At 67.8% G+C, this 12755-nt stretch carries 11 protein-coding genes; 4 read left to right on the forward strand and 7 right to left on the reverse strand.

Annotated elements, in window-relative coordinates:
- Nucleotides 1-257 precede the first annotated feature (257 nt).
- The gene (locus ABS361_11755) at nt 258-881 is read right to left on the reverse strand and encodes a L,D-transpeptidase (GenBank protein XBY42797.1); all 624 of its coding nucleotides are present in this window, start codon (nt 879-881) and stop codon (nt 258-260) included.
- A gap of 424 nt (nt 882-1305) precedes the next feature.
- Between ABS361_11755 and ABS361_11760 the strand changes: the two genes are divergently transcribed.
- Nucleotides 1306-2337, forward strand: coding sequence for a DUF2336 domain-containing protein (locus tag ABS361_11760; protein ID XBY42798.1), 1032 nt, complete (start codon nt 1306-1308; stop codon nt 2335-2337).
- A gap of 115 nt (nt 2338-2452) precedes the next feature.
- Here the strand turns inward: ABS361_11760 and ABS361_11765 are convergent, their stop codons facing one another.
- Nucleotides 2453-4087: a fumarate hydratase gene (locus tag ABS361_11765; protein ID XBY42799.1), complete on the reverse strand. Its 1635-nt coding sequence runs from the start codon at nt 4085-4087 to the stop codon at nt 2453-2455.
- A 504-nt stretch (nt 4088-4591) separates the two neighbouring features.
- Here ABS361_11765 and ABS361_11770 point away from each other — a divergent pair.
- The gene (locus ABS361_11770; protein ID XBY42800.1) at nt 4592-5026 is read left to right on the forward strand and encodes a phasin family protein; all 435 of its coding nucleotides are present in this window, start codon (nt 4592-4594) and stop codon (nt 5024-5026) included.
- 139 nt (nt 5027-5165) lie between these two features.
- On the opposite strand, the gene ABS361_11775 is transcribed toward ABS361_11770, so the two are convergent.
- From ABS361_11775 to ABS361_11795, 5 genes are all read right to left on the reverse strand, one after another.
- Complete coding sequence (locus ABS361_11775; GenBank protein XBY42801.1) at nt 5166-5642, reverse strand: hypothetical protein; 477 nt, start codon at nt 5640-5642, stop codon at nt 5166-5168.
- 170 nt (nt 5643-5812) lie between these two features.
- A complete protein-coding gene (locus ABS361_11780) occupies nt 5813-7519 on the reverse strand; it encodes an alpha/beta fold hydrolase (protein ID XBY42802.1) in 1707 nt (568 codons plus the stop codon).
- Nucleotides 7520-8016: 497 nt separating this feature from the next.
- Nucleotides 8017-8715, reverse strand: coding sequence for a chloramphenicol acetyltransferase (locus ABS361_11785; protein ID XBY42803.1), 699 nt, complete (start codon nt 8713-8715; stop codon nt 8017-8019).
- A gap of 3 nt (nt 8716-8718) precedes the next feature.
- The gene (locus ABS361_11790; protein ID XBY42804.1) at nt 8719-9648 is read right to left on the reverse strand and encodes a LysR family transcriptional regulator; all 930 of its coding nucleotides are present in this window, start codon (nt 9646-9648) and stop codon (nt 8719-8721) included.
- A 79-nt stretch (nt 9649-9727) separates the two neighbouring features.
- Nucleotides 9728-10177 carry a hypothetical protein gene (locus ABS361_11795; protein ID XBY42805.1) on the reverse strand — a complete coding sequence of 150 codons (450 nt, stop codon included), beginning with the start codon at nt 10175-10177 and terminating at the stop codon, nt 9728-9730.
- Between the two features lie 363 nt (nt 10178-10540).
- On the opposite strand from ABS361_11795, the gene cbbX reads away from it, so the two are divergent.
- Nucleotides 10541-11647: a CbbX protein gene (gene cbbX, locus ABS361_11800; GenBank protein XBY42806.1), complete on the forward strand. Its 1107-nt coding sequence runs from the start codon at nt 10541-10543 to the stop codon at nt 11645-11647.
- A 47-nt stretch (nt 11648-11694) separates the two neighbouring features.
- Nucleotides 11695-12732, forward strand: coding sequence for a class 1 fructose-bisphosphatase (locus tag ABS361_11805; protein XBY42807.1), 1038 nt, complete (start codon nt 11695-11697; stop codon nt 12730-12732).
- The last annotated feature ends 23 nt before the right edge of the window (nt 12733-12755 follow it).

Genomic DNA, 12755 nt, shown 5'->3' on the forward strand with positions numbered 1-12755 from the left:
CGTCCTATCGTCTCCGGTCGGCCCGTCCGCGCACGGGTCCTCGATTTTTCGCGGCATTCTCCGACCACGGCAGGCCAAGGATGTCCAGCGAAAATTCCGCTCGGCCGGTCGGCCCGCGCGGCATGCCCGCACCCGGACCGGGCGGCGACAGGCCTCGCCCGAGAAGGCGACCAAGGGCGCGCAAACGCAAGAAGGCCGGCGGAAGCCGCCGGCCTTCTCTCATCTCGAGGATCGGATCGTCGGAGCCGATCGGAGGATCAGTTCACGACCACGACACGGGCGCCGACCTGAACGCGCTCGTAGAGATCGGCGACGTCCTCGTTGGTCATGCGGAAACAGCCCGACGACACGGCCTGACCGATGGTCCAGGGCTCGTTGGAGCCGTGGATGCGGTAATAGGTCGAGCCGATGTACATGGCGCGGGCGCCGAGCGGATTGTCCGGGCCGCCCGGCATGTAGGCCGGCAGGCCCGGCTGGCGGACGCGCATCTGCGGCGGCGGGGTCCAGCCCGGCCACTCGGCCTTGCGGGTCACCGAGTGGGCGCCCTGCCAGGTGAAGCCCGGGCGGCCGACGCCGATGCCGTAGCGCAGCGCGGTGCCGTCGCCGAGCACCAGATAGAGGCGACGCTCGGCGGTGTTGATGACGATCGTGCCCTTCGAGTACTTGCCCTTGAACTCGACCACTTCCTTCGGGATGGGCGTGTAGTTGCGGCCGGGAACCGTCCCGCCCGACGAGGGCGGCGTCACGCCCGGCCCCTCGACGGCGTTACCCATGGCGTCGTAACGAACCATAACCGCCGGATTGTAGAACGCCTGCGCCGTGGTCGACGCAACGATCACACCCGACACCAGCGCAGCCGCCGCCAGCATCGACCTCTTCATACCCGCGCCCTTTCCAGATATCGCTTCGAATCAGATCAGCCGGTCTCAAGCCCGGCACCCGCGCCATATTGTTGGCCGGGTTCAGAGGAGGCAAGCGCGACCTGCCGTTCCTTTGCCCAACATCGGTCGTCTTTGTTTCCCTGTTGTGACTTCGCAACGCCACCCCGCGTGGCGCTTCACCCGCGAAAGCTGTGGCCAGACAATTGCCGCGATGAACAAATGTTCATACCTTCCCTATCGGCAGCAATAACAAATCCGGCAGCGACCCATAACGTTTTAAATTCGGATACGTCGCCATTTCAGTAGAATTCGGCAATCTCGACCGGGCTTAATGAATGCCTTACCGACCGCGGATACGATGCTGGACGTCTGCAGACCGAGCGCTGTAGAGGGAAACATTCCCGCAGGGAGCCGAGGAAAGCGGATGTTGGACAAGCTGGAGGCGATCGCGCGACAGCACTCTCCCGAGAAGCGGGGCGAGTTGCTGCTGGCGATTACCGACGTCGTGATCCGGCATGGGCTCGGCAGCCCCGAGCTCGAGAGCGCCTATGCCGATATCGTCCGCACGCTCCTGAAGGTCGCGAGCGACGACGACAAGAGCAACTTCGCGCGCCGCGTGGCGCCTCACAACGTGCTGCCGCACGATCTGGCCATGTCGCTCGCGCAGGACGAACTCGAGGTCGCACGCGACATCCTGCGGCTGTCGCCGAAGCTCGGCGAGAACGAGCTCGTCGCCATCGTCAAGAACAATCCCGACGACTATCGCCTCGCCGTCGCGCAGCGCGAGACCTTGACCGCGAGCGTGACCAGCCTGCTGGTCGAGCTCGGCGGATTGCCCGTCAAACGCGCGGTCGGCCGCAACCACGGCGCCAAGATCACCGCGGCGATGATGGCCAAGCTGGTCGCGCTCGCCGACAGCGACGAGGCGCTGTGTCAGGCGCTGGCCCAACGCATGGACGTGCCGCCGGACCTCGCCGAGAAGCTGGTGCAGTCGGTGGCGCGGCTGGTCAAGGCGCGCATGGTGGCCGGCCTTCGACCCAAGGTGGAGCCTGTCGAGGCGGCCCCCGCCCCGGAGGTTCGCAGCCTGTCGATCAAGGAGCTCCAGGCCGCCGTTGCATCGGGCAAGATGACAGTCGATCAGGCGATCACCACCATGGCCGAGGAGGACCGCACCAACGATCTCGCCGCCTTCATCGCCCAGCACGCCGGGCTCGACGACATGCAGGTGATGCGCGTCCTGGTGCGCGCCGACGCGGCCGGCATCGTGATGGTGATCCGCGGTCTCGGGCTCTCGGCCGAGACCTGGGCCAAGGTCGTGGCGCTGCGCGCGCGCCGGCTCAAGCTGTCGCAGACGCAGATCCGCTTCGAGCGCGAGGACTTCGTCAAGCTCGAGGAAGAGAAGGCGAAGACCACCCTCGACGAGTTCCGGCATCGCAAGGTCGCCGGCATGCGCTGAGGCGCGTCGCACCGGTTCCCCCGCCCGCTCCTGAACTCTCCCCCGCCCGACATGCGAAGGCCGGGCGCGCTGTCGCGGCCCGGCCCTCGGTTTTCGTAGGCTTCGATCCGGCCGCTCAGCCGAGGTTCAGTTCCTTGAAGAAGTCGTTGCCCTTGTCGTCGACGACGATGAAGGCCGGGAAATCGACGACGTCGATCTTCCACACCGCTTCCATGCCGAGCTCGGGGAATTCGACCACTTCGACCTTCTTGATGCAGTCCTGGGCGAGACGCGCGGCCGGGCCGCCGATCGAGCCGAGGTAGAAACCGCCGTGCTTCTTGCAGGCGTCGCGCACCGCGGCCGAGCGGTTGCCCTTGGCCAGCATCACCATCGAGCCGCCGAAGGACTGGAACTGGTCGACGTAACTGTCCATGCGGCCGGCGGTGGTCGGGCCGAACGAACCGGAGGCGTAGCCCTCCGGGGTCTTGGCCGGACCGGCGTAGTAGATCGGGTGGTTCTTGAAATAGTCCGGCATCGGGCCGCCGGCCTCGAGCCGCTCGCGGATCTTGGCGTGGGCGAGGTCGCGGGCGACGATCAGCGAGCCGGTCAGCGACAGGCGCGTCTTGATCGGATGGCGCGACAGTTCGGCGAGGATCTCGGGCATCGGACGGTCGAGGTCGACCTTGACGACGCCGGTCGACAGGCTCGCCTCGTCGACCTCGGGCAGGAACCGCGCCGGATTGTGCTCGAGCTCCTCGACGAACACGCCTTCGGCGGTGATCTTGCCGAGCGCCTGGCGGTCGGCCGAGCACGAGACGCCCATGCCGATCGGCAGCGAGGCGCCGTGGCGCGGCAGCCGGATGACCCGGACGTCGTGGCAGAAGTACTTGCCGCCGAACTGCGCGCCGACGCCGAGCTGCTGGGTCAGCAGATGGATCTTGGCTTCCATCTCGAGGTCGCGGAACGCGTGACCGAGTTCCGAACCCTTGGTCGGCAGACCGTCGAGGTAGCGCGCCGAGGCGAGCTTGACCGTCTTGAGGTTCTGTTCGGCCGAGGTGCCGCCGATCACGATGGCGAGGTGGTAGGGCGGACACGCGGCGGTGCCGAGCGTCAGGATTTTCTCCTTCAGGAACGCGATCATGCGCTCCTCGGTCAGCAGCGACGGCGTCGCCTGGAACAGGAACGTCTTGTTGGCCGAGCCGCCGCCCTTGGCCATGAACAGGAACTTGTAGGCGCTCTCACCCTCGGCCGCGATGTCGATCTGCGCCGGCAGGTTGGTGCGCGTGTTCTTCTCCTCGAACATCGACAGCGGTGCGAGCTGCGAATAGCGCAGGTTCTTCCTGAAATACGCGTCGCGGATGCCCTCCCCGATCGCCTGCTCGTCGTCGCCGTCGGTCCAGACCAGGCGGCCCTTCTTGGCGCTGACGATCGCGGTGCCGGTGTCCTGGCACATCGGCAGGATGCCGCCGGCGGAGATGTTGGCGTTCTTCAGGAGGTCGTAGGCGACGAACTTGTCGTTGTCGGTCGCCTCCGGGTCGTCGAGGATCTTGGCGAGCTGGGCGAGATGCCCCGGACGCAGGAGATGGTTGATGTCGGCCATCGCCGTCTCGGCGAGGAGCCGCAGCGCCTCGCGCTTGACGATCAGCACGTCCTGTCCCTGGAAGCGGTCGACCGAGACATGGTCGGCGGAGAGCTTGCGCCAGGGCGTCGCGTCGTGGCCGAGCGGGAACAGGCTCGTGTGGACGTAAGGCGGGCTCTCGTGGATCGTCATGGCTCGGGTCCTCGCGGGATGGCGGCCGGCGCGGATCGGGGTGGCGCGCGGCGGGCGACTTGCAGCGTCGGCCGATCATCGCGGACGCCGCTCTTTCGTTATCGGGTTCGCAAGCCTCGTCCGGTCGGCGGGACCGCCGACCGGGCCTTGCTGCAGGCGCCCTTTTACGGCGAAGCATCCGGTGCGCCAACCCGTCCTTGCGACGAATGCGCGGCATGGGGGATCGGGCGTACCGGATCCGTTCCGAATTTCTTCATGCCTGCCGCAGCGTTCCCGCGAATCGGCCTGACATTCCGGTTGCGCGGCATCAATGCACAGCGGAACGAAGCGCGCAGGATCGGCGTTGCGGCTGAGACCGCCGGAGATGTCGTGTCCCGACGGTCCCTCATTCAGGGCGAAAGATCGCAGCCGAGGGTTCCCGCAGCGCGGGATCCGCAATGCGGGGCCACGACGCACCTCGCCCCATCAGCCTGCGGCCCGGATCAGATACAGAGGAGAGCAGCGATGGCAGAGCAGATCGGAGCGGAAGCGGCGGCGGCCGGCCGTCGGCAGGCCGAAGACGCGATGAACGTCGGTGGCGATTTCCTGCGCCAGGCGACCGCCTTCTGGCAGAAGGCGGCGCAGTCGGCCGCGGAGGGCGGCAATCAGGAAGTGGTCGAGCGGCTTCGCGAGATGTCGCGCGAGACGATCGCCTTCATCGAGGACCGCATGCAGAAGGACATGGCGATCGCGAGCCGGATCGCCGCGGCCAAGAGCCCGGCGGACCTGATGACGATCCAGATGGACTTCCTCCAGACGCTGATCGCCGACTACAACCGACAGGCCGTCCGTGTCGCGGAAGAAGCCGGCCGGGCGATGAGCGGCTTTGCGACGCGCTGGCCGAACGGCGCGGATGTGCCCACGCCCAAGCCGTCAAAGACGCCCGGCGGACCGCACTGAGCACCCGACGGCGCTCGTTACAACGCGAAAGCCCCGGCGAGCGATCGCCGGGGCTTTGCCGTTCGGCCCGTCGGAGCAGGTCGGTTCGGAGCCGGTCAGTTCGGGGCCGGTCAGTAGCGTCGCATGTAGGAACAGTTCTTCACGATGCCGACAAAGGGGTCGCCGAAGGCGCGGTTCGAGCATTCGATGCCGCGCGGACCGACATTGCGCTCGAAATAGTTGCTGCCGGCGCCGTAGCGGACGCGCGTCGGATAGGGCACCGAGCAGTAGCCCCCTCGACCGCGCAGCGCGCCCAGTCGCCGCGCGGCGGCGACGGCGGGCCGTCGTCGCGGGCCAGGAACAGGCAAATCTTGCGAATGCCGTAGGCCGGATCGCCGAAGGTCCGGTTGTTGCACGCAATGCCGCCGCCGTTCACGCGACGCTCGACGACATTGTTGTTGGCTCCGTAGCGCACGATGGTCGGATAGGGGACGCGGCAATAGCCGTCCTCCTGCGCACACCGCACCCAGCGGCCACCGCCGGGCCGATCGAACTGGGCCGCGGCCGGCGTGGCCAAGGCCACGATTGCTGCCGCGCCGGCGGCGACCGCAACGGACGCCTTCTTGAAATCGAACATGATCTTTCCCCACCGCCCGAACAATCAGGCTCCGGCCGTCGCTTCGACGACGGGCCGGGTCCCAGGGCCGCGGCTGGAGACTGTCACAGAAGGACAGGACCGCAAAGGGGGCAGCACGTTGAATCCCACGGTGGTTTCCGCGCTGCCGGGCTGCGGGGAGATCGTGGAGCTTACGGCTGGAGCACGTAAGCGCCGGGCGCCGGCCCGAGCGGATGCAGGCCCTTGTCCGCGGCCCCCATCGCCGGCGGCGCGACCGGCGCACCGGAGCGCGCGCCGAGCCAGTCGAACCAGGCGAGCCACCACGAGCCCTCCTGAACCGCCGCCTTGGCATGCCACTCGTCGGGCGCGAGATAGGGGTCGGCCGCGCGCTTGGTCGCCAGCCGGTAGCTGCGATGGCGATGTCCCGGCTCGGAGACGATGCCGGCGTTGTGGCCGCCGGTCGTCAGCGCGAAGGTCACCTCCGTGTCGCCGATCAGGTTGATCTTGTGCACCGAGCGCCAGGGCGCGACATGGTCGGTCTCGGTGCCGACCGCGAAGATCGGACAGGCGATGTCCTCGATCGCCACGGCGACGCCGTCGACCCGGTAGCGGCCCTCGGCGAGGTCGTTGTCGAGGAACAGGCCCTTCAGGTATTCCGCGTGCATGCGATAGGGCATGCGCGTCGCATCGGCGTTCCAGGCGAGCAGGTCGTTCAGCTTCTGCTTCTCGCCGAGCAGGAACTCCCGGACCATGCGCGACCAGACCAGATCCTGCGACCGCAGCATCTGGAAGGCGCCGGCCATCTGCTTGGTGTCGAGGTAGCCACGCTCCCACATCATGTCTTCGAGGAAGGTGAGCTGGCTCTCGTCGATGAACAGCATGAGCTCGCCGGCCTCGTGGAAGTCCGTCTGCGCGGCGAGCAGCGTCAGCGAGGCGAGGCGATCGGGCGCCCGGCGGGCGAGCGCGGCGGCCTCGATCGACATCAGCGTGCCGCCAAGGCAATAGCCGACGGCGTGGACCGGCCGGCCCGGCAGGATCGCGTCGATGACCTGTAGCGCGGTCTCCGGGCCGAGCTTGCGATAGTCCTCGAGCCCGAGATCGCGGTCGTTCTCGTCCGGGTTCTTCCAGGAGATCATGAAGACAGTGAAGCCCTGGTCGACCAGATGGCGGACCAGCGAATTCTGCGGCGACAGATCGAGAATGTAGTACTTCATGATCCAGGCCGGCACGATCAGCACCGGCTCGGGCCGGACCTTGCCGGTCTTCGGGGTATACTGGATCAGCTCGATCAGCCGGTTGCGGAACACCACCTCGCCTTCGGTAACGGCGACGGTCTCGCCGGGCACGAAGGCTTCGGCGCCTTCGGCCGGCTGCTTGGCGAGCGAACGGCTGATCTCGGCGGCGGCGTTGATCGCGCCGCGCAACAGATTGGCGCCGCCCTGCTGCGCCGTTGCCTGGATCACCTCCGGATTGGTGAGGGCGAAGTTCGACGGCGACAGCATGTCGAGGAGCTGGCGGGCGGCGAATTCGACCACGCGCTCATGATGGGCGGTGACGCCGCGCACGTCGGTCGTCGCCTCGCGCCACCACTGTTCCGCCATCAGGAAGCCCTGCGCGAACACGTTGAACGGCGGCTTGTGCCAGTCCTCGGCCCGGAAGCGGCTGTCGTTGGGCGCGGGCTCCAGGCAGAAGGTCTCGCCGTTGACGCCCGAGAAGCACTCGGTGGCGTAGCGGGCGAATTCCGCGCTCTTGCGCAGCGCGGATTCGACCAGCGTCGCCGCCTTGCCGGGCGAGGCGCTCAAGTGCAGGGCCCAGTCCAGGTAAGCGAGCGTCAGCGCGCTCGGGCTCAGGCCCTGCGTCACGCGCGCGATGGCGGCATGGGTCGCGCGATCGACCACCTCGGCGACGGCATGGGCGGCGTAGCTCTCCGGGCGCGGGATGAGCAGATGCAGCGGCAGCGCCGGGAGGCGCTGCGCGGCACATGGGCATGCGGCACTGCGGGCTGGACCGCATGCGGCGACACCTGGACCAGCGCGGCGCCCGGATCGGTCGGCTCGATCGTGTCGGCCACGTCAATGGCGGGCTTCGCCGGCACGGGGGCCGCCGGGGGCACGGGAGCCGTCGCCGCCGGGACACCCTCCAACGGGGCGGTCACGACGGCCGGCGCGGCCTCGGGGGCGGCGATCTCGGGGCGGCGATCTCGGGCTCGGACGATGTCCGGGACGCCGATGCGGCGCCCTGCCCCTTCACGGCTTCGTCCTTGGTGGCCTGCGCCTTGGCGCGTCCGACCGTCCTGCCGCCCGTGGGAACCTTGACCATCGCACGTCTCCCTCAGAGATCCGCCTCATGCTGCGGTGCATGATAGACGACGTGGATGGCGATCCCATGATCGGGATCAAGGGAGAGCCGGCTCAGGATCGTCCTCGATCGGCGGCTTCAGCGCCTCCCAGCGGTCGAGGAACGCCTCGACCGACAGCGCGCGGAAATCCGGGACCGCGCGGCGCAGGTCGCGGTGCTCCCAGTCCCACCAGCCGAGCCGGAGCAGACGATCGGCGATCTCGGGCGGAAAACGGTCGCGGATCGGGCGTGCCGGATTACCGCCGACGATCTGGTAGGGCGCGACATCCTTGGTGACGACCGAGCCTGCCGCGACCACCGCGCCGGTGCCGATCGTGCGGCCGGGCAGCACGATCGCGGCACGGCCGATCCACACATCATGACCGATGGTGACGCGGTCCTCGCGACGCCGATCGAACACCGCGATCTCGTCGGGCACGTCCTCGAAATACTGCCAGGAGCGATAGGTGAAATGCGCCTGCGCGGCGCGTTCCATCGGGTGATTGCCTGGATTGATGCCGGCGAGCGCTGCGATCGAGACGAACTTGCCGATCGTCGCATAGACGATCTCGGCGTCGTTGACGGCATAGGAATAGTCGCCGAAATCGGTCTCGATCACGGTCGTGCGCGCGCCGATCTTGACGAACTTGCCGAAGCGGCTGTCGCGCACGACGGCGGTCTCGTGGACGAGCGGTTTGGCGCCGAGCCGCTTCTTGCGCACATGCGCCGGCAGGTCGCGATCGTCGTGGGCGGCCACGGCTCAGGCTCCGGAGGCGCGCGGCAGTTCGGGCAGGAAGCGCCGGCCCTCCGCGGCCAGGAAGTCGATCAGCGCGCGCGGCGCCGGCAGGAGACGCCGGTCGGCACGGTGGACGACGAACCATTTGCGCCGGATCGGCAGGCCCTTGACGTCGAGGGCGACCAGACGGCCGTCGCCGATCTCGGCCGCGATCGTGTGCGCCGAGATGAACGAGATGCCGAGGCCGGCGATCACCGCCTGTTTCAGCGTCTCGTTCGAGCCGATCTCCATGGCGATCTCGGGGGCGACGCCGTTCTGGGCGAAGAAGCGCTCCATCAGGATGCGCGTGCCGGAGCCGGGCTCGCGCACGAGGAAGCGTTCGCGCAAGAGTTCGCTCGGCTCGATCGCGGCCGTGCGCGCCAGCGGATGGTCGGGCGCGGCGATCACGACATGCGGGTTGTCGCCGAGTTCGAAGCGGTCGAGGTCGATGTCCTCGGGCGGCCGGCCCATGATCGCGAGATCGACGGCATTGCCGGCGAGCGCCTCGAGAATGTCGCGGCGATTGCCGACCACGAGCTTCAGCTCGATGGTCGGATAGGCCTTGGCGAAGGCGCCGAGCGCCTTGGGCGCGAAATACTTGGCGGTCGAGATGACGCCGACCGTGGCCCGGCCGCGCGCGGCGCCCTTCAGCGCCTCGATACGGTCGGCGCAGCGCGCCAGCGCCGCCTCGACGCCCATCGCCGCCGTGCGGAGTTCCTCGCCGGCCTCGGTCGGGCGCACGCCGTCGGCGCCGCGCTCGAGGATCGGCAGGCCGATCGCCTCTTCGAGCTGGCGCATGGCGATGGTGATCGCCGGCGGCGTCACCGCCGTGGCCTCCGCAGCACCGGCGAAGGAGCCGGTGTCGAGAACGGCCAGGAAGGCGCGCAACTGTTTCAGCGTGACGTTCGGTGTCATCGGCCTTCGATCGTTGCCCGCCGGCGCGAGGATCGCGCGGCGTTCAGATCCTCCTTGCTGACGCGGCTCGGGCCCGAGATCAAGAGCGGTGCGCCCGATTGTCCCGGCTTCGGTGCCGCCGATCCCCTGCGCAGTCGTGCGCCTCGGCCCGAAGATCGAGACGGCCCTCCGCCGGCCCGTCCTTGGTCTCGGCCGTCCGATGGGCCGCTCCGGCGCGGCGAACCGCGACGGCCCGACGTCCACGCGACACCGGCCGCGTCCTCATCGGCGCCACGGCAGCTTCGTCGAGGTCATCAGGGGCAAGGACGGTGAGCAGCACAAGGCACAACATATAAGACATCTGCGATGTGATCAGGAACTCGACCGTCAGCCAGAAGCCGACCCAGAGCGAATAGTCGTTCAGCCGCAAGATCAACAGCAGCGCGACGACGATCAGCAGCGACATGATCGCGAGTACACGCAGGCTGAGGAAGCAGAACAGGAACACGCCACTGACAGCCGAGAATACGAGGAACAGAAACTGTGCCACGGGTTGCCTCCTATTGCTCGACGTTTACGAGTGCCCACACTCGTCAAAACTCCGAATAACCCCTCATCCCATGACCACCATAATACCATTACGCGCTCACCGTTCCAGTATAGCCACTAGATATTGATGTGGAAATCCTACGATTTTTCCAAGCGGACGTCGCGTCGCTACGGGAAATATCTAGTTAAGACTTCATTTTTCGCGAGATTTTATCGACTTCGACATGGATCCCGTTTACCCGCCGGTAACCGCGGCAGGCGCTACGCGACAATTTTGCCACTTCGAAAGACCGCCGAAGCAGGGCACACTTCGTGCCCAAACGAAGCAGTGGGCTGCACGTCGCACGTGCGCCCGGGAGGGGGCATGCCGACCGCCGGACCCAAGGCGCCGCCCGAGTATCCGATCCTCGATCTCGGCGAGGACGTCTTCGCCGACGACGACGGCTTCCCGGCAGGAGCGAGCGGCAGAGCTGCGCCAGAGCCGCGGCCGGCGCCGCGGGCGGCCATCGTCCGCGACCTGCCACAGGATCCGCCCCGACCGGTCGCCGTTCCTCTGGCCGAACCGGCCCTGTCGAGAACGACAGACACCGCTCCGCCGGTTCCCGCCCCGACCGCCCTCGACCTCAAGGCGCTCTATCGCGACAGTGATGTCGACCGGATCCTCGCCGAGCTCGATGCCGAGCTCGTCGGGCTGGAACCGGTCAAGCGGCGCATCCGCGAGCTGGTCGCCTTTCTGCTCGTCGCCAGGGCGCGCGAGCAGATGGGCCTCGCGGTACAGCCGCCGACGCTGCACATGTGCTTTTCGGGCAATCCCGGCACCGGCAAGACCACCGTCGCGCTCCGGATGGCGGGCATCCTGCACCGGCTCGGCTTCATCCGCCGCGGCCACCTGGTCTCGGTCACGCGTGATGATCTGGTCGGGCAGTACATCGGCCATACCGCGCCGAAGACGCGCGAGGTCCTGAAGCGCGCGATGGGCGGCGTCCTGTTCATCGACGAGGCGTACTACCTCTACCGGCCGGAGAACGAGAAGGACTACGGCCAGGAGGCGATCGAGATCCTGCTGCAGGTCATGGAGAACCAGCGCGACGACCTCGTCGTCATCCTCGCCGGCTACGGCTCGCGCATGGATACCTTCTTCGCCGCCAATCCGGGCTTCCGCTCGCGCGTCGCCCACCACATCGACTTCCCCGACTATTCCGACGACGAGCTGTTCGACATTGCCCACCGGCTCGCCGGCACCGAGGGCTATCGGTTCAGCCCGGAGGCCGACGAGGCGCTGCGCGCCTACATCGTCCGGCGCAAGACGCAGCCGAATTTCGCCAACGGCCGATCGATCCGCAACGCGATCGACCGGGTGCGGCTCCGGCAGGCGATGCGGCTGTTCGAGAGCCCCGGTCTCGTCGACCGTGAGCAGTTGCAGACTATCGAGGCTTCCGACATCCGGGCAAGCCGCGTCTTCACGATGTGAGCGAAGACGTGTAGGCATCGCATCCGGTTTGTCTGGAGGTCGAGAACATGACTACGAAGAGCCTGGACGCCTACCTCGGCGCATGGGCCGGCGCGGATGCCGGCAGGATCGCGGTGGCCCGCACGATCGGCGCCATTGCCGAGGCCGGCCGCGAGATCGCCTATCTCGTCGCCGAAGGGCCGCTGGCCGGCGATCTCGCCGCGGCGGTCACCAACAATGTCCAGGGCGAGGTTCAGAAGCACCTCGACAAGCACTCCAACGACAGCCTGATGGCCGCGCTGAAGCAGGCGCCGATCGCGGCCCTCGCCTCCGAGGAACTCGACCACCCGTATGTGGTCGATCCTTCCGCCGGGCTCCTGGTCGCGCTCGATCCGCTCGACGGCTCGTCGAACATCGACACCAACGTCTCGATCGGCACGATCTTCTCGATCATGCCGCATATCACGGGCAAGAACCCGGCGACCCACGACGCCTTCCTGATCCCCGGCCACCGCCAGCTCGCGGCCGGCTACGTGCTCTACGGCCCGCAGACCTCGCTGATCCTGACGGTCGGTGCCGGCACGGTCGGCTTCACGCTCGACCGGCGCTCCGGCACCTTCTTCCTGACCGCCAAGCAGGTGGCGATCAAGGAGAAGACCAAGGAGTGGGCGATCAACGCCTCCAACCAGCGCCAGTGGGACGACGAGATCCGCTCCTACATCGGCGAGTGCCTCGCAGGCACGGACGGCCCGCGCGGCGAGGACACCAACATGCGCTGGGTCGGCAGCCTCGTCGCCGACTGCCATCGCATCCTGGTGCGCGGCGGCGTGTTCCTCTATCCGGCCGACAAGCGCAAGGGCTATACCGAGGGCCGGCTCCGGCTCATGTACGAGGCCAATCCGATCGCCATGGTGGTCGAGCAGGCCGGCGGCCGCGCGATCACCGGCCGCGAGCGCATCCTCGACATTCAGCCGACTGCGCTGCACCAGCGCATCCCGCTGATCTTCGGCTCGACGACCGAGATCGAGCGGATCGAGCGCCACTATGCCGAGCCGACGGCCGGCGAGGCGCCGCTGTTCGGCAAGCGCGGCCTGTTCCGCGAGTGAGGTTCGCCTGAAGCCGGCGGTGA

The organism is Ancalomicrobiaceae bacterium S20, from assembly GCA_040269895.1.
Taxonomy (GTDB): Bacteria; Pseudomonadota; Alphaproteobacteria; order Rhizobiales; family Ancalomicrobiaceae; genus Methyloraptor; species Methyloraptor flagellatus.